Here is a 17,132-nt window from a genome sequence, read left to right on the forward strand (position 1 = left end):
TAGGATCGTCCGGTGAGCACTCGAGGAAAGGTGTCCCAGTCATGAGCGAGCGCGGACTGGAACTGGCCCGCACCAAAATGGCCGAGGCCGACGTGCCGGAGGCCGCCATCGAGACCTTCAGCCGCTTCTACCGGATCCTCGAATCCGGGCAGAGCGGGCTGATTCGCGAGGACGACGTCGAACCGCTGGGAAAGATCACCCGCCACGCCGACCTCGAGATCAGTGCGGACGACGCCGCTGAGGCACTGAGCGCGACGGCCATCATCAAGCTCAATGGCGGCCTGGGCACCTCCATGGGCATGGACAAGGCCAAGTCGCTGCTGCCGGTGCGCACCGGGCAGGGGCGCTCGCTGTCCTTCCTCGACGTCATCGTGGGCCAGATCCGCGCCGCCCGGGAAGCCACCGGCGCGCCGCTCCCGCTGATCCTGATGAACTCCTTCCGCACCCAGGCCGACACCCTGGAAGCGCTGGCCCCCTACCCGGATCTCGCCGTGGAGGGACTGCCGCTGGACTTCCTGCAGAACCGTGAGCCCAAGCTCGCCGCCGACACCCTGGAGCCGGTGAGCTGGCCGGCCGATCCCTCGCTCGAGTGGTGCCCGCCCGGGCACGGCGACCTCTACCCGGCCCTGCACGCCTCCGGCGTGATCAAGAAGCTCCTGGCCGCCGGCTTCCGTTACGCCTCGGTCTCGAACTCCGACAACCTCGGAGCGGCGCCAGACGGTGCGCTCGCGGCCTGGTTCGCGGCCTCCGGGGCCCCCTACGCAGCAGAGATGTCGCCGAAGACCCCGGCGGACGTCAAGGGCGGCCAGCTCGTGGTCCGCAAGGCGGACGGGCGGATCATCCAGCGCGAGACCGCCCAGACCCACCCCGACGACATGGCGACCTCCCTGGATCCGCAGCGCCACCGCTACTTCCACACCAACAACCTGTGGTTCAACCTCGAGGCACTCGACGCCGAGCTGGAGCGCACCGGCGGGGTGCTGGAGCTGCCGCTGATCCGCAACGTCAAGACCGTCGATCCCACGGACGCCACCTCCCCGGAGGTGATCCAGATCGAGTCCGCCATGGGCGCAGCCGTGGCCGTCTTCCCCGGTGCGGAGGTCATCGAGGTCGGGCGGGAGCGCTTCCTGCCCGTCAAGACCACCAATGACCTGCTGCTGCTGCGCTCCGACGTCTACGAGCTCACCGATTCCGGCCGGCTGCGCGCCACCGTGCCGGCGCCGCTGGTCTCACTGTCGAAGGCCTACAAGACGATCGGTGCCTTCGACGCCCGCTTCCCCGCTGGCGCTCCCTCCTTGCGTGAGGCCACCTCACTGACCGTCGAGGGGGACTGGACCTTTGGTTCCGGGGTCAGCGCCACCGGTGAGGCCCACCTGCCCGCCACCACAGAACCCGCCACTGTGCCCGATGGTGCCCAGCTCACGGCCACAGGTGTCCAGGGCACCGGCGGTGGTGCTGAATGAGCGCGCCCGACGTCCTGCCCGCCTGGGAGCCCGGCGAGGGCGCCGCCCGCGCCCGTGCGCTCTTCACCGAGGCTTTCGGCGGTGAGGCCGCCGGGGTGTGGTCCGCACCCGGCCGGGTCAACGTCATCGGGGAGCACACCGACTACAACGGCGGGCTGGCGCTGCCCATCGCTCTGCCGCATCGCACCTTTCTGGCGGTGCGGCCACGCGAGGACCGCACGCTGCGCCTGGTCTCCTCCTCCGCCCACGGTGCCGCCGAGCTCGACCTTGACGCGGTGGGCCCGGTCGGCTCCCCCGCCGAGGTCACCGGCTGGCCGGCGTATGTGGCCGGGGTGGCCTGGGCCATGGAGCAACCGGGCGGTCCCGCGCAGCGCCGCCGCCTGCCGGGCGCGGACATCGCCGTGGTCTCCTGCGTGCCCAGCGGCGGAGGCCTGAGCTCCTCGGCCGCCCTGGAGTGCGCGGCCGCGATCGCCTGGGACGAGATCGCCGGCCTGGGGCTCATCCGGGACGCCCCCGACGGCGCGGTCTCGCCTGCGGAGGTCGATGCCGGCCGAGCGGTTCTTGCCGCTTTGTGCGTGCGTGCCGAGAACGAGGTGGCAGGCGCCCCCACGGGCGGGATGGACCAGGCCGCCTCCCTGCGCGCACACCCGGGCCGCGCATTGCTACTGGACTGCCGCGACGGCGCCATCGAGCACGTGCCCTTCGATCTGGCCGCCGCCAGCCTGGAGTTGCTCGTCATCGACACCCGCGCCAAGCACAGCCACGTCGACGGCGGATACGGCCAGCGCCGCGCCACCTGCGAGGAGGCAGTCGGTGTGCTGCAGGTCCGTGACCTGCGCGAGGTGGCCGACGACGTCGCCGCTGGAGCCACCCTGGAGGCAGTGCTGGAGCGGCTGGAGACCGAGGAGCAGCGCAAGCGCGTGCGGCACGTGGTCACCGAGATCCAGCGTGTGCGCGACCTCGCCGACCTCCTGCGCAGCGGCGGGCTCACCGCGGGCGGCCCGGCGGCCCGCGCCGCGTTGGCCGAGATGGCCGCCCTGCTCGACGACTCCCACGTGTCCATGCGCGACGACTACGAGATCTCCTGCCCTGAACTCGACCTCGCGGTCAGCGCCGCTCAGTCAGCGGGTGCGCATGGGGCCCGGATGACCGGCGGGGGCTTCGGTGGATCCGCGATCGCCGTGGTGGACGCCGCAGACGCCGCGCGAGTGCGGGCTGAGATCGCCCGAGCCTTCGAAGACGCCGGATTCGCTCGGCCTGGCTTCCTACCCGCCGTGGCGGCCAGCCCGGCCAGCCGGGCTGAGGAGAGCGACTGAGACCGAGGGTCCTCAGCCGCGCAGGATGATGGCGCGACTGGTGTGCCAGGCCGCGTCCTGATCGCCGCCGCCGATCTGCTGGGCCAGCTTGAGGTGCAGGTGCATCGCGCCGTCGTCGGCGGCCTGTACGTGAGCAGCGCGGTCGTGGAGTGCGGCGGCAACGACATCGGCGAGCTGGACGAACATCGCGTTGCCCGAGCCCTGGAGCACCAGCCGATGGAAGGCGTCATCGGCGGCGGCGAAGGTCTCGGCGCGATCGGGGCCGTGGCCGGACATGCTGAGCATGTGCCGGGCCGCCTGTTCGAGGGCACGGGCCAATCCCGGCCCGGTGTGGCGGGCAGCCAGGCGCGCGGCCTCCGGCTCGATGGCGAGGCGGATCTCGCGCAGCATCCGTACCTGCTGTTCGCGGTCCTGACCGGCCAGACGCCAGCGGATCACCTGTGAATCGAAGAGATTCCAGAACTCGAGTGGCAACACCCGCACCCCCACGCGCTGGCGGGTCTCGACCAGACCCATGGTCGCCAGTGAACGCACTGCCTCGCGGACCACGGTGCGTGAGGCCCGCATCTGGACCTCGAGCTGATCGAGGGTGATCGCTTGGCCCGGGGGAAGTGCTCCCGAGCAGATCGACGCCCCGAGCTCTTCGAGCACCCGGGGGAAGCGGCCCGGCCGTGCCGGCTGGCTCACGGGGCCAGGGGGTCGGCGCCCTGGACCGGACTGAGCACGAGTTCGTCCACGCACACACGGGCCGGCGCGGTGTGCACGAACTCCACCGCCCGGGCGACATCATCGGCCTGCAGCATCCGCGAGCGGGCGTGGGCGTCAGGAACCTCGGGGCGCTGATCGAGGAAGTCCGTGTCGATATCGCCCGGGCAGAGGTGGCAGGCACGGATGCCGTGGGCCTGCTCGTGCGTGTTCAGCATCTCCACCAGCGGCTTCAGCGCGCTCTTGGAGGCGCTGTAGGCAACCCCGGCATGAGGGGAGTGCCGCCACGCGGCGAAGGAGGAGACCGCGGTGATCGTCCCGGTGCCCGCGGAGCGCATCCCGGGCAGCACCTGGTCGATGAGCTGGGCGACGCCGGTGAGGTTCGTGGCGATCACCGACTCGAACATGGCCATGCTCTGGTCGCGCCAGTGCCGCTCCGGCGCATTCAGCCCGGCGGCGGCCACCAGGTCGGTCACCGGCCCCAGTTCGCGCACGACCCGCTCGTGCGCCTGGGCGATGGAGGTGCTGTGCTGGACATCGAGCGGGACGGTGGACACCGCAGCCCCCTCGGCGCGCAGTTCCTCCGCCAGCTCCTCCAGTCGCTCCGCGCGGCGAGCGGACAGCGCCACGCCCATTCCGGCGCGGGCCAGCCGGCGCGCACACTCCGCGCCCACCCCGCTGCTGGCCCCGGCGATCCACGCGATTCGTGACGTCGTCATCAAATCATCATACTATTGGGGTGCAGGCAGGCTGGCTGCCGGCCGTCGCTCCGGTGACGGCTGCTATCCCAAGGAGTCACCGTGATTGATCTCCGTGGCGCGGTCGTCGTCGTGACGGGCGCACGTGGTGCGATCGGCTCAGTGATCGCCCGCCGCTTCGCCGAGCAGGGTGCGATCGTCGCCGGGCTTGACCTCGCCGCCACGGACACCGGTGCGGTGCCGATCCGCGCCTGCGACGTCTCCGATCCCGAGCAGGCACGCGCGGCGATCAACGCCGTGGTCGCCGAGCACGGCCGCCTCGACGTCCTGGTGAACAACGCAGGTATCAATGTCACCGGCGCGGTGGAGGACCTCGACCCCGGCGCCTGGGATCAGTGCTTCGCGGTGAACACCCGCGGGGTCTTTGTCATGTGCCAGGCCGCCATCGCCACGATGAAGAGCCAGCGCAGCGGGCGGATCATCAACGCGGCCTCCTTCGCGGCCACCATCCCGAGCGTGGGTGCCGCCGCCTACGCCGCCTCCAAGGCCGCCGTCGTCCAGTTCACCCGTGTGCTGGCCGGGGAGCTCGGCCCGTGGAACGTCACCGCCAACTGCTACGCGCCCGGCATGATCCCCTCCGCCATGAACGGCTTCGCCGCGCTGCCCGCGGCGGAACAGGAGGAGCTGCTCGACACCCTCACGCTGCGCCGCTGGGGCACGGCCGAGGAGGTAGCCGACGCCGTGTGCTACCTGGCCTCCGATCTCGCCCGCTACACCACCGGTACGGTGCTGGACGTCAGTGGCGGCAAGTTCGCCACCCAACGCCCCCAGGCCGCCTACCGCGCCGTGGGGGAGAGGGAGGAGTGCTGAGATGGCGGATCGGCGGTTCCCGCGCAGTGTGTACCGGGTGGGTGAAGAGCCCGACCCACGATTCACACTGGCCAATGAGCGGACGTTCCTGGCGTGGATCCGCACCACGATGGCGCTGCTCGCCGGGGCGGTGGCCCTAGAGGCGCTGGGCGTGCCGGAACACCCCCTGCTCCGTCACGGGGCGGCGATCGTGCTCATTGCCGCCGCCGTGTTGGTCATTGCGCAAGCGTGGTGGGGGTGGGTGCGGACCGAGCGCGCCATCCGCCAGCGATCGCCGCTGCCGTCACCTTTCTCCGCACTGCCGCTGATCCTCGCCCTGGTGGCGGTCGCGGTGCTGATCGGTGGCGGCCTGGCCCTCGGGGAGTACTGATGCCGCCCTGGGATCCCGGACTGCAGCCGGAGCGCACCGAGCTCGCGTGGCGCCGCACCATCCTCGCCGCGACCGCGGGCCTGGCCATTGCCGGGCGCTACGCGGGGGCGAGTCAGCCCGTGCTCGCCATGGTGCTGCCCGCCCTGGCGGTCGCTCTCGGCCTGGTGGCCCTGCGCCTGGTCAGCTCACGAGTGCGTGCCATCGATACGGCCCTGCGTGCCGCCGGTCCCGATGGCCCCGGCAGTCGGACGAGCGAGAGGGCCACCGCCCGGCCCATGCCCGGCGGTGGCATGCTGATGGCCACCGCTGGCGCCGCTGCCACCGCGCTGCTCGCCGCCACCTGGTACGTGGTGAGCGCGGCACTGTAGCCGCGCTCCGCCTTGCCCCTGTCACCATCTGGAACCACTGGAGGAGCCCCATGATCACCGCCAGCAGCCAGGACGGCACCTACCCTCGTCCGCAACTCGTGCGCGGAGCGCACCTCAGCCTCGACCGCCGCTGCGGCTTCGCCTACGACGATGACGATCGTGGCCGCGCTGAGGGATGGCACCGCCGCACTGAGGTCTTCGACCGGAGCATTCAGCTGCCCTTCGCCCCGGAGTCGGCCGAGTCGGGGATCGGGGAGACCGGCTACCACCCCGTGGTCTGGTACCGGATCCCGGTGAGCACTGGCGACCTGCAGGAAGCCGGATGGGATGAGCAGGGCACGCGCCTGCTGCTGCACTTCGGCGCCGTCGACTACCGCGCCGAGGTCTGGGTCGACGGCCTCCATGTCGGTGTGCATGAGGGCGGGCAGACCGCGTTCAGCGTCGACATCACCGAGGCCCTCGCCGAGGGCGCCGGGGAGCACGTGATCGTGGTGCGAGCCGAGGACGATCCCCTCGATGCGACTCTCCCGCGTGGCAAGCAGGACTGGAAGGAGGAGCCCCACGGCATCTGGTACTACCGCACCACCGGCATCTGGCGCACGGTGTGGCTGGAGGCGGTGCCCCAGCTGCACGTGACCTCGCTGGCCTGGACGCCGGACCTGGCGCAGTACTCCGTGCGCATGGAGCTGGAGCTGAGCCACCGTCATCCCGGAGCCGAAGTCGATGTCGCGCTCAGCTACCGGGGTGAGCCGCTGGCACGGCTGCAGGTGCCCTCCGAGCAGCAGACCGTCATCGCCGACATCCCGATCAACAGCCTGCGCAACGGCCAGCTGCAGCACGAGTACTCCTGGTCCCCGGAGCACCCGCGACTGATCGATGCCGCCGTGACCGTCCGCGGCGACGGCGAGGCGAGCGACGTCGTCGCCTCCTACCTCGGTCTGCGTTCGGTGGGCACGGCGCACGGGCGGTTCCTGCTCAACGAGCACCCGGTCTACCTCCGCTCGGTGCTGGAGCAGGGGTATTGGCCGGGCTCGCACTTCACCGCGCCCTCCCCGGCTGCCCTGCGTGAGGAGGCCGAGTTGATCCGTGACCTCGGCTTCAACGCCTTGCGGATCCACCAGAAGGTGGAGGATCCGCGCTTCCTCTACTGGTGTGACCGCCTCGGCCTGCTGGTGTGGGGTGAGACGGCGGGGGCATACGAGTTCAACGCCCTGGCTGTGCAGCGACTCACCACGGAATGGGTCGAGATCGTGCGGCAGTATCGCTCCCACCCCTCGATCGTGACCTGGGTGCCCTTCAACGAGTCCTGGGGCATCCAGCACGGCAGCCACGACCCGGCCCAGCGCGCCTACGCCGTGGGCCTGACCAACCTCACCCGCGCGCTCGACCCCTCCCGCCCCGTCATCTCCAATGATGGCTGGGAGCACACCGACTCCGACGTCTGGACCATTCACGACTATGAGGCCGATGGTGAGGTCTTGCGCAAGCGCTATGGCAGCCGCGAGACGCTGGCCGAGATGATCCGGGGCATCGGTCCCGCCGGGCGGCGCCTGTGGCTCGGTGCGCAGGACGCCCCGGCCCTGCAGAGCCTGGGCAGCGACGAGCCGATCATGCTCACCGAGTTCGGCGGGGTCTCCTTCGTGACCAGCGAGGTGCCCGAGGACAGCTGGGGATACTCCACCGCGAGCGACGCCGCGGACTTCGAGGCGCGCCTCGGTGCGATCCTGCAGGCCGTCCACGCCTCCGAGCACCTCTCGGGCTTCTGCTACACCCAGCTGACCGACACCCACCAGGAGACCAACGGCCTCTGCGATGCCCAGCGCCGCCCCAAGCTCCCGATCGAGACCCTCGCTGGGTTGGTCCGCGGCGCGCGCTGAGGTGTGAGCGGTTTCCCAAGATAGCCTCATCCCCATGTCAAGAACGGGGAAGCCGTCGAACGGCCTGGTCGCCACGGTGACCGGGCTGGTCGAGCGCTTCCAGGCCAGCCGGCTCGGGCGCAGCATCGACCGTTACCTGATCTCCCGGGGCAACCTCCTCGCCGGCGGTATCGCCTACTCCGCGCTCTTTGCCATCGCTGCCAGCCTGACGCTGGCGTGGACCGTCTTCATGGCGGTGCTCGGCGGCAACCAGGAACTGCGCGAGATGGTGCTCGGGGAGCTTGATGAGGTGCTCCCGGGCCTGCTGGACACCCCCGGTGAGCCTGGTCTGGTCAGCCCTGACTCCCTCGTGCTGGAGAACATCTTCACCATTCCCGGGGGGATCGCCGCCGTGGTGCTGCTGTGGACGGCGCTCACGGTGATGACTGCGCTGCGCATGTCCATCCGCGCCATGTTCGGGATCGTGGCACCGCCGGAGAACTTTGCGCTGGGCAAGTCCCGGGATCTCATGGGCTTCCTGGCTCTCGCTCTCGGTGTCGTCCTGGCTGCTGTGCTGGCCACGGTGGCCTCGCAGGCCGCGAGCGAGGTGCTCGGCCTGGTGGACCTGGACGGGCCGGCACTGCGCTGGACCCTGCGCGTGGTCGGTCTCCTCGCTGCCTTCGCTGTCGACTGGTGCGTGTTCCTCATGCTCTTCCGCTTCACGGCGGGAGTGCGGGCTCCCAGGCGGGATCTCCTGCTCGGCGCGGCGCTCGGTGCGATGACCTCCGGGGCCTTGCGGGTGGGTGGGACCTCGCTGATCGGAGCCGTGGATGATCCCTTGCTGGCCGCCGGTGCCGCGCTGGTCACCATCCTGCTCTGGGTGAACCTGGCTGCCCGCCTCGCGCTGTTCGTCGCCGCTTTCACCGCGAACCCGCCCGCGCCCGTGCGTGCCGTGAGCCCGGAGGCCGTGCACCTCTACAGCCGCCCGAACTATGTCACCGAGTCCGTTCCGGAGACGAAGTTCTGGAGCCACCAGCCGTTGACGGGCACGATCATCCCCGAAGAGCCGGTGGAGGAACCCGAACCGCTACCCGAGCCCGAGCCGCTCCCCGAGCGCGGTGGTCTGGTGGGGGCGCTCCAGCGCCGCCGGGTGGCCAAGGCCGAAGCGACACTCGTGCAGGCCCACCGCAAGGCGGTCTCCAAACGCCTGGCCTACGAGGAGAGCAAGCGCAAGGCCGCCGCCCGAAACGACGCGAGAAGGTGATCATGAACGAAGCACTCCACGCCATTGTCCCGGCCGGCGGCGCGGGCAGCCGCCTGTGGCCCCTGTCGCGCCGCGACAGCCCCAAGTTCCTCCTCGACATCACCGGCGCCGGATCCTCCCTGCTGCAGCAGACCGTGGCTCGACTGGCCCCGCTCACCCGGGAGGGTTCGACCACCGTGGTCACTGGCGTCGCGCACGCGGCCGCGGTCCGTGAGCAACTCCCGCAGGTCGACCCCCACTCGGTGCTCGCTGAGCCCTCGCCACGCGATTCGATGGCGGCGATCGCGCTGGCGGCCGCCGTCATCCACGAGCGTCACGGTGACGTGGTCGTCGGCTCCTTCCCGGCAGATCACGTGGTCCGTGATGAGGACGCCTTCACGTCGGCCGTCACCGAGGCCGTGGCCGTGGCCCGCGCCGGCTACGTGGTCACCATCGGCATCGAGCCGCTCGAGCCGTCCACCGGATTCGGCTACATCCGCACCGGTGCGCTGCTCGACGGGTTCGACTCCGCGCGCACGGCGGTCACCTTCACGGAGAAGCCGGATGTGGCCACCGCCTCCTCCTACCTGGCCACCGGTGAGTACCGGTGGAACGCGGGGATGTTCGTCATGCGCACCTCCGTGCTGCTGGGCCACCTCGAACACCGCCGCCCCGAGCTGGCCGCAGGTGTGCGTGCCATCGCGGCTGCCTGGGACACCCCCCAACAGGCCGAGGTGCTGCAGGAGCGATGGGCGGGCCTGGAGAAGATCGCCATCGACCACGCCATCGCCGAGCCGGTGGCCCTCGAGGGCGGGGTCGCGGTGGTGCCCGCCGCCATGGGCTGGGATGACATCGGCGACTTCGCTCGCTTGACCTCCCATGTGCCCTGCCAGGCGGACGGCGCGCACGTGCGCGGAGAGGGTGATGTGATCGCCCTCGACAGCGCCGGTGCGGTGGTCCTGCCCGGAACCGGACGCACCATCGCCGTGCTCGGCATCCCCGACGCCGTGGTGGTCGATACCGGCGACGCTCTCCTGGTGACCACCCAGGCTCATGCGCAGCGGGTCAAGGATGTGGTGACCGCGCTGGGCGAGGAGCGGGACCACCTGCGCTGAGCTCTGCGGCATAGGCTGGCAGACATGCCTGAGACCACCACGCACTCACCTGAGGCTGCCACGCAGGCCGTCGACGAAGAGCCCGCAGTACCGCCGGTGCACGAGCGCGCCTCGGCCGTGGCGCGCCGTGTCGATGAACTGATCCGCAAGCACGACCCCGACCTGGTGGCGCTTCGCCGCCGTATCCACTCCCGGCCCGAGCTGGGCTGGAGCGAGCACGAGACCACCGATCTGTTGATGGAGAGGCTCCGGGCCGCAGGGCTGGAACCGCGCCGGCTCGACCCCACCGGCGTCATCGTCGACATCGGGGCGGAGCCGCGCCCCGCGAAGCCGGGCCGGATCGCGCTGCGCGCGGACATCGACGCACTGCCCATCCCCGAGGAGACCGGGCTGGACTTCGCCTCGCAGATCCCCGGCCGCGCCCACGCCTGCGGCCACGACCTGCACACTGCCGCCCTGTTCGGCGCGACCCTGGCCCTGGCCGAACTCGAGCGGGCTGGTGACCTTCCGGTGGGCGTGCGCTGCATCTTCCAGCCAGCAGAAGAGGTCCAGCCCGGCGGCGCCAAGACGGTCATCGCGCAGGGCGGGGTCGCCGGCGTGGCCCGGATCTACGCGCTGCACTGCGCCCCGCGGGTCACCCTGGGCACCATCGGTTCGCGGATCGGCCCGATCACTGCGGCCGGCGATACCCTCACACTCACCGTCTCCGCCGACGGCGGGCACACCTCCCGGCCCCACCACACCGGCGATGTGATCGCCGCCCTCTCCCACCTGGCCACCGGCCTGCCGGCCGTGCTGGGCCGACGCACCGATCCGCGCGCCGCAGTCAGCTTGACCTGGGGTGCGATCGAGGCTGGCAGCGCCGCCAACGCCATGCCGGCGTCCGGGACCTTGACCGGCACCATTCGCTGCCTGCACACGGGGGTGTGGGCGGAGCTGGAACAGCTCGTGGAGCACGCGGCGCACCACCTCGCGGCGCCCTTCGGCGTGGAGCTGAGCATCGATCACGTCAAGGGCATCCCTCCGGTGGACAACGAGGAGTCCGCGGTCCGCTGCCTGGACGCTGCGGTGAAGGACCAGATCGGCCCCGGTGCCGTGGAACTGACCGACCAGTCGCTGGGCGGCGAGGACTTCGCCTGGTACCTCCGTGAGGTGCCCGGAGCCATGGTGCGTCTCGGCACCCGCACACCCGGCGGGCCCAACCACGACCTGCACCGCGGAGACGCCGTCTTCGACGAGCGCGCGATCGGGATCGGCGCACGCGTCCTGGCCCGGACCGCCCTGCTGACCGGTGAGGAGTTGAGTGGATGAGCGAGCATGACGCTGCCGATGCCACGGTGGCCTGGGAACACCTGCAGGAACTGGCCCACACCGCGATGACCCACGCGTATGCGCCGTATTCCGGCTACCCGGTGGGCGCGGCCGCCGTGACCACCGATGTGCGCTACGTCAGCGGCTGCAATGTGGAGAACGCTTCCTACGGCCTCGGGCTGTGCGCGGAATGCGGCCTGATCTCGGATCTGATGCGCAGTGGTGGGGGCCGGCTGGCCGCTTTCGTCTGCGTCGACGGCGAGGGGCGACTGCTCACTCCGTGTGGCCGGTGCCGGCAGCTGCTCTTCGAACACGGCGGTGCCCACCTCAAGGTGCTTCTTGCCTCAGGCGTGTGGAAGCTCGGCGAGCTGTTGCCCGAGGCGTTCGGCCCGGGCCACCTCGAGGCGTGAGACCGGCATGAACGCGCCCGAGCTCTTCGACGCCGTCGAGATCATCGCCACCAAGCGTGATGGCGCGGCCTTGAGCCCCGCGCAGATTGCCTGGGTGGTGGACGCCTACACCCGTGGTGTGGTGGCCGATGAGCAGATGTCGGCCCTGGCCATGGCGATCCTGCTGCGCGGCATGGACCGCGCGGAGATCTCCGCCTGGACCACCGCGATGATCGACTCCGGGCGCCGGCTGGACTTCTCGGGACTGCCGCGACCGGCCGTGGACAAGCACTCGACCGGGGGCGTGGGCGACAAGATCACGCTGCCGCTCGCGCCGCTCGTGGCCGCCTGCGGGCTGAGCGTGCCGCAGCTCTCCGGCCGCGGTCTCGGGCACACCGGCGGCACCCTGGACAAGCTCGAGGCCATCCCTGGCTGGCGCGCGCAACTGAGCAACGCCGAGATCGAGGCCCAGCTCCGCGAGGTGGGCGCGGTGGTCTGCGCGCCGGGCGATGATCTCGCCCCGGCCGACCGCAAGCTTTATGCCCTGCGCGATGCCACCGGCACCGTGGAGTCCATCCCGCTGATCGCCTCCTCGATCATGTCCAAGAAGATCGCCGAGGGAGCCTGCGGCCTGGTGCTCGATGTGAAGACCGGTTCCGGGGCCTTCATGAAGGATCTGGAGCGCTCGCGGGAACTCGCGGAGACCATGGTGGCCCTCGGCGCGGACGCCGGGCTCCCCACCACCGCGGTGCTGACTGACATGGATCAGCCGCTCGGCCGCACGGCCGGCAATGCGCTGGAGGTCCGTGAGTCCCTGGAGGTGCTCGCCGGTGGCGGCCCGTCGGACGTGGTGGAGCTGACCGTGGCATTGGCGCGGGAGATGCTGGAGCTCGGCGGCGGGGGTGAGGCGGATCCGGCCGAGGCGCTCGCCGATGGCCGCGCCATGGACCTCTGGCGGCGGATGATCGCAGCTCAGGGTGGCGACCCGGAGGCGGCGCTACCGACTGCCCGCCACGTGGAGGAAGTCCGCGCCACGGCGCCGGGCGCGGTGACCTTCGAGGCTTATCAGGTGGGCGTGACCGCATGGCGGCTCGGGGCCGGGCGGGCCCGTAAGGAGGACGCCGTGCAGGCAGCCGCCGGTGTTGAGCTGCTGGTGGGCCCAGGGGAGCAGGTGAGCGCGGGGCAGCCCATCGCGGCCCTGCACACCGACACTCCCGAGCGCATACCGCGCGCTCAGGAGGCCTTCGAAGCGGCGGTCACGGTGCACGCGACCGTTGACGAGGCCCGTGGCGTCGGGCCAGGCAGCCGCATCCTCGGCCGCGTGGGCTGACGGGTGCCTGCAGGCTCCGCCACGCGCAGCGGCCCGGCGCCGGAGCGCTGCGCGTTTGCGGAGCTGGGGCGCTCAGGGGCAGGCTGGTAGCCCGGCTCCGGGCGTCACGCCTGCCGGGCCAGTGTGTCCGAGAGAAGGAGGCCTAGTGATGACTTCGCAGCTGCCTGACCCCGTGGGTATCGAGAGCGATCCGCAGTCCCTGGCCGAGGAGCACCACGCCGACGGTGCCGCCACCCCGGAGGACTACGCGCCCGACCCCGAGGTCGTCACCGCCACCCGGGAGGCCGATCCAGCCGACGTCGCCGAACAGCTCGACGAGCTTCCCGACCTCGCCGATCCCGCGGACGAGGAGCCGGAGTCCTAGGCTTCCAGGAGCTCCTCGACGGCGGTGCGCAAGGCTTCGAGTCGTGACTGTGCCCGCTCGCGGGCCGCGTGGAGCGCATCCTCGGCGCGATCACCCCCGGCCTCGATCACCTCGAGGTAACACTTGAGCTTTGGTTCCGTGCCGGAGGGCCGCACGATGACGCGGCTACCGTCTGCCGTGGTGATGATGAGTGCATCGGTCGGTGGAAGCCGCTCACCCAGGGCCAGGTCCGACACCCCCTCGACCGCGGAGCCGGCCAGGGAGTGGGGAGGCGTGGCGCGCCACCGCGCCATGATCTCGGTCATCCGGCTGAGGTCGGCCACGCGCAGCGAGACCTGCGCGGTCAGGTGCACTCCGTGGTCCCGGGCCAGGTCATCGAGTCCGTCCTGCAGGCTCCGGCCCTCAGCGCGCAGCTCCGCGGCGAGCCGGGCGATCACTACGGCCGCCGAGATGCCGTCCTTGTCCCGCACCGCCTCCGGATCACAGCAGTATCCGATGGCCTCCTCGTAGCCGAAGACCAGCCGAGCAGCACCCGCGCCTGCACCACCGGTGACTGCGTCATCGGTGGCATCGGCGCGCGCAATCCACTTGAAGCCGGTGAGCGTCTCGCGGTGCTCCAGGCCGTGAGCGGTGGCGATGCGCCCCAGCAGCTGGGAGGAGACCACCGAGGAGGCCAGCAGCGCACCGGCCTGCCCCTGATGGTCCCGTGCCGCGCGAGCGCCCAGGAGTGCGCCGATCTCGTCGCCGGTGAGCTGGCGCCATCCGCCAGGGGCACCGGCGGCGGGTATCGCCACCGAGCAGCGATCCGCGTCCGGGTCGTTCGCCAGCACCAGGTCGGCGTTCTCCGCCCGGGCGAGGTTCAGGGCGAGGTCCAGCGCCCCAGGCTCTTCGGGGTTCGGGAAGGCCACGGTGGGGAAGTCGGGATCGGGCTCGGCCTGCTCGGGCACCGGGAGCACCTCGATGCCGGCGCGCTGCAAGGCCTCTGTGGCCATCTGCCCGCCCACGCCGTGCAGCGAGGTGAGCACCACGCGCAGCGCCGAGGCCGGCTCTCCGGGCGCCAGGGACGCCACGCGGTCGAGGTAGGCGGCGCGCACGGCGGGATCGACCACTTCCCACGGGCCGTCGGCCGGGATCTGCGCAGCGGGGGCCGCGGCCTCGATCGCCGCCGCGATGGCGGCGTCGTGCGGGGGCACGATCTGCGTCCCCTGCGCAGCGCCGGTCACCGCGCGCCCGCCGAGGTAGACCTTGTAGCCGTTGTCCTGGGGCGGGTTGTGCGAGGCGGTGACCATCACCGCGCCATCGGCACCGAGATGGCGGGCGGCGAAGGCGAGCAGAGGAGTGGGTCCGGGCTCGTCGAGCACCAGGGCCCGCCCGCCTGCTGCGCCCACCACGGCGGCCGCGTCCCGGGCGAAGCGGCGGGAGCCATGGCGGGCGTCGTATCCGATCACCACGGTGAAGTCGGAACCGACCAGTTCCCGCAGGTGCGCGCACAACCCGGCCGTGGCGCGGCGCGTGACCGCAAGGTTCATGCGATTCGGGCCCGCGCCCAGCCGCCCACGGAGCCCGGCGGTGCCGAAGGCCAAGGGGCCGGAAAGGCTGTCGGCCAGCTCGGCCGTGGCTGCGGCGGCATCGGGCAGCGCGCCGCCGACCATGGCTTCGTGCGCCACCGGGGAGACGTCGGTGGCGGCCGCGAGCAGGGTGGCGAGCTCGTGCCGGGTCTCTGGATCCGGATCGCCGGCCATCCACTCCTGGGCGCGCTCGTGCAGGTCGAGCTCCTCGCTCACAGCCGGCCCGCGATCTCGGCGAGCAGCCGTGAGATGCGCGGACCGGCGTCGCTGCCGGCCTGGAGGACCTCCTCGTGGGAGAGGGCCTCCGCGGAGACCCCGGCCGCCAGGTTGGTGACCAGGGAGAGCCCGAGGACTTCCAGTCCGGCCTCGCGGGCCGCGATCGCCTCGAGTGCGGTGGACATCCCCACCAGGTCGGCGCCCATGACCCCGGCCATCCGCACCTCGGCCGGGGTCTCGTAGTGCGGCCCTCGGAACTGGGCGTAGACCCCCTCGGGCAGGTCGGCGTCCACCTCGCGTGCCACGCCACGCAGGCGAGCGGAGTACAGATCGGTCAGGTCCACGAAGGTCGCGCCTTCCAGCGGGGACGTGCCGGTGAGGTTCAGGTGGTCGGACACCAGCACCACCGAACCGGGCCCCCACTCGCGCCGCACGCTCCCGCAGCCGTTCGTCAGGACCAGGGTGCTCGCGCCGCAGGCCGAGGCCACCCGCGCCGCGTGGGCCACCCGGCGCACGCCCTTGCCCTCGTAATAGTGGGTGCGTGCACCCAGCACCAGGGCGTGCCGCACCTCCGATGGCTCAGCGCTGGGCTGCGACGACAGCCGGATGGAGCGGATCCGTCCGCCGTGGCCGGGCACCACCGGTGCGGAGAAGCCCGGGAGCTCCTCGGCGGGCAGGTCGGCCACGGTCTCGCCGAGCAGGTCGGCGGCTCCGCCCCATCCCGAGCCCAGCACCAGGGCGAGGTCGTGGCGGTCCACGCCACTGCGGGCGGCGATCTCCCGGGCCGCAGCAGCGGCGATCTCGCGCGGGTCGGTGGCCGGGTCGTCCAGGGAGGGAAGGGGGGTCGTCATGGCACAGACGCTACCTGGGTGACCGTGCGTAACGCCGCGGCGGCAGGCAGTTGAACGGCCGGGGAACAGTTCATGGCGCGGCGCCGCAGTCGCCCCATCACGCACTGGATCGGTCGTACTGTGCCAGAGATGTCTTCCACATACGCAGGGCCCATCCGCGGCGCGGAGCAGCGGCACCAGCCCCTAGTCATCGCGCATCGCGGAGCGAGTTCGCTCGCCCCGGAAAACACGATCCCCGCCATGGTCGCCGCCGCGATGGACGGTGCGGACATGATCGAGATCGACGTCCAGCCCACCGCCGACGGCGCCGCCGTGGTCATCCACGACGACTCCCTGGAGCGCACCACCGATGGCGCCGGGCCGATCAGCGCCCTGGATGCCGATGAGGTCCGTCACCTCGACGCCGGAAGCTGGTTCGACCCGGCCTACCGGGGCGCGGCGCTGCCGCTGCTGCCCGAGGTCCTGGCCCTGCTCACCCGCCACCGTGGCAGTGACCTGCTGATGGAGGTCAAGGGCACCTGGTCCCCGGAGCTGCTCGCACCGGTGATCGCCCTCATCGACGAGGCCGGGCTGGCCAACCGGGTGATGGTGCAGTCCTTCTCGGTGGAGACTGTGGCCAACCTGCGCGAGGTCGCCCCCCACCTCCCACGCGGCTTGATCGTCGGCCACATGTGGGACGCCACCGAGGAGCTGCTCGACCTCTGCGAGGAGCTGGAGGTCAGCGCCTGCAACCCGCACGGCCTGATGCTGCTGGAGCGCCCCGGCCTGGTGCGTGACTGCCACGCGCGTGGCCTGCAGGTGATGACCTGGACGCTCAACGAGGCCCCGCACTGGGCGGCAGCTACAGCCGCCGGTGTGGACGGCATCATCACTGACCGTCCTGGTCGACTGCTCGGTTGGCTCGAGGCGCGCTCGCTCTTCCCGGCCTCCTCCGCCATGGCGCTCCCTGCCGGCCCCGGGGCGGCCGGGTCGCCGGTGCCCGGCGGCCCGTTGGCGGCCACCTCGGGGCCTTTGGCACCCCAGCAGCCCGCCGGCGCAGCCCTTCCCGCCTGAGCCGATCTCGCTAGAGCAGCGGGACTTCGGCAGAATGCGAGGGGTG

17 protein-coding genes are annotated in these 17,132 nt (G+C 71.6%); 13 read left to right on the plus strand and 4 right to left on the minus strand.

The window, feature by feature from the left end; translation table 11 throughout:
• Positions 1-41 precede the first annotated feature (41 nt).
• Together EDD31_RS10245 and galK are read left to right on the plus strand one after the other, a co-directional pair.
• The gene (locus EDD31_RS10245; RefSeq protein ID WP_123304063.1) at positions 42-1,463 is read left to right on the plus strand and encodes a UTP--glucose-1-phosphate uridylyltransferase; all 1,422 of its coding nucleotides are present in this window, start codon (positions 42-44) and stop codon (positions 1,461-1,463) included.
• On the plus strand, positions 1,460-2,779 hold the full coding sequence (gene galK / locus EDD31_RS10250) for a galactokinase (RefSeq protein ID WP_123304064.1): 1,320 nt from the start codon (positions 1,460-1,462) through the stop codon (positions 2,777-2,779). Before EDD31_RS10245 ends, galK begins: the two co-directional genes overlap by 4 nt.
• Positions 2,780-2,791: 12 nt before the next feature.
• On the opposite strand, the gene EDD31_RS10255 is transcribed toward galK, so the two are convergent.
• Both EDD31_RS10255 and EDD31_RS10260 read right to left on the minus strand, forming a co-directional pair.
• Positions 2,792-3,466 (minus strand): FadR/GntR family transcriptional regulator, encoded by a 675-nt coding sequence (locus EDD31_RS10255; RefSeq protein ID WP_170163271.1) that lies wholly within the window; start codon positions 3,464-3,466, stop codon positions 2,792-2,794.
• Positions 3,463-4,203, minus strand: a complete 741-nt coding sequence (locus EDD31_RS10260; RefSeq protein ID WP_123304066.1) for an SDR family oxidoreductase — start codon at positions 4,201-4,203, stop codon at positions 3,463-3,465. Before EDD31_RS10260 ends, EDD31_RS10255 begins: the two co-directional genes overlap by 4 nt.
• An 81-nt stretch (positions 4,204-4,284) precedes the next feature.
• Here EDD31_RS10260 and EDD31_RS10265 point away from each other — a divergent pair, with 81 nt between their 5' ends.
• From EDD31_RS10265 to EDD31_RS10310, 10 genes are all read left to right on the plus strand, one after another.
• Positions 4,285-5,052: an SDR family oxidoreductase gene (locus EDD31_RS10265; RefSeq protein WP_123304067.1), complete on the plus strand. Its 768-nt coding sequence runs from the start codon at positions 4,285-4,287 to the stop codon at positions 5,050-5,052.
• A 1-nt stretch (position 5,053) separates the two neighbouring features.
• Positions 5,054-5,422: a YidH family protein gene (locus EDD31_RS10270; protein ID WP_123304068.1), complete on the plus strand. Its 369-nt coding sequence runs from the start codon at positions 5,054-5,056 to the stop codon at positions 5,420-5,422.
• Positions 5,422-5,790, plus strand: coding sequence for a DUF202 domain-containing protein (locus tag EDD31_RS14890; RefSeq protein WP_211336104.1), 369 nt, complete (start codon positions 5,422-5,424; stop codon positions 5,788-5,790). The genes EDD31_RS10270 and EDD31_RS14890 overlap by 1 nt, the downstream gene beginning before the upstream one ends.
• Positions 5,791-5,840: 50 nt before the next feature.
• Positions 5,841-7,667 (plus strand): glycoside hydrolase family 2 protein, encoded by a 1,827-nt coding sequence (locus EDD31_RS10280; protein ID WP_123304069.1) that lies wholly within the window; start codon positions 5,841-5,843, stop codon positions 7,665-7,667.
• Positions 7,668-7,701: 34 nt separating this feature from the next.
• Positions 7,702-8,910, plus strand: a complete 1,209-nt coding sequence (locus EDD31_RS10285) for a YihY/virulence factor BrkB family protein (RefSeq protein ID WP_123304070.1) — start codon at positions 7,702-7,704, stop codon at positions 8,908-8,910.
• Between the two features lie 2 nt (positions 8,911-8,912).
• Positions 8,913-10,004: a mannose-1-phosphate guanylyltransferase gene (locus EDD31_RS10290; protein WP_123304071.1), complete on the plus strand. Its 1,092-nt coding sequence runs from the start codon at positions 8,913-8,915 to the stop codon at positions 10,002-10,004.
• A 24-nt stretch (positions 10,005-10,028) separates the two neighbouring features.
• Complete coding sequence (locus tag EDD31_RS10295) at positions 10,029-11,315, plus strand: amidohydrolase (protein ID WP_123304072.1); 1,287 nt, start codon at positions 10,029-10,031, stop codon at positions 11,313-11,315.
• Entirely contained in the window at positions 11,312-11,725 is a 414-nt protein-coding gene (locus tag EDD31_RS10300; protein ID WP_123304073.1) for a cytidine deaminase, read from the plus strand. The genes EDD31_RS10295 and EDD31_RS10300 overlap by 4 nt, the downstream gene beginning before the upstream one ends.
• Before the next feature lie 7 nt (positions 11,726-11,732).
• Complete coding sequence (locus tag EDD31_RS10305; RefSeq protein ID WP_123304074.1) at positions 11,733-13,034, plus strand: thymidine phosphorylase; 1,302 nt, start codon at positions 11,733-11,735, stop codon at positions 13,032-13,034.
• 148 nt (positions 13,035-13,182) lie between these two features.
• Positions 13,183-13,398, plus strand: a complete 216-nt coding sequence (locus EDD31_RS10310; protein ID WP_123304075.1) for a hypothetical protein — start codon at positions 13,183-13,185, stop codon at positions 13,396-13,398.
• On the opposite strand, the gene EDD31_RS10315 is transcribed toward EDD31_RS10310, so the two are convergent.
• Together EDD31_RS10315 and EDD31_RS10320 are read right to left on the minus strand one after the other, a co-directional pair.
• Positions 13,395-15,140: a phospho-sugar mutase gene (locus tag EDD31_RS10315; RefSeq protein WP_123305413.1), complete on the minus strand. Its 1,746-nt coding sequence runs from the start codon at positions 15,138-15,140 to the stop codon at positions 13,395-13,397. The two genes, EDD31_RS10310 and EDD31_RS10315, sit on opposite strands and share 4 nt — an antisense overlap.
• 38 nt (positions 15,141-15,178) lie before the next feature.
• Positions 15,179-16,033 (minus strand): purine-nucleoside phosphorylase, encoded by an 855-nt coding sequence (locus EDD31_RS10320; protein WP_123304076.1) that lies wholly within the window; start codon positions 16,031-16,033, stop codon positions 15,179-15,181.
• A gap of 129 nt (positions 16,034-16,162) precedes the next feature.
• On the opposite strand from EDD31_RS10320, the gene EDD31_RS10325 reads away from it, so the two are divergent.
• Positions 16,163-17,086, plus strand: coding sequence for a glycerophosphodiester phosphodiesterase (locus EDD31_RS10325; protein WP_123304077.1), 924 nt, complete (start codon positions 16,163-16,165; stop codon positions 17,084-17,086).
• Positions 17,087-17,132 lie beyond the last annotated feature (46 nt).

The organism is Bogoriella caseilytica, assembly GCF_003752405.1.
GTDB lineage: Bacteria > Actinomycetota > Actinomycetes > Actinomycetales > Actinomycetaceae > Allobogoriella > Allobogoriella caseilytica.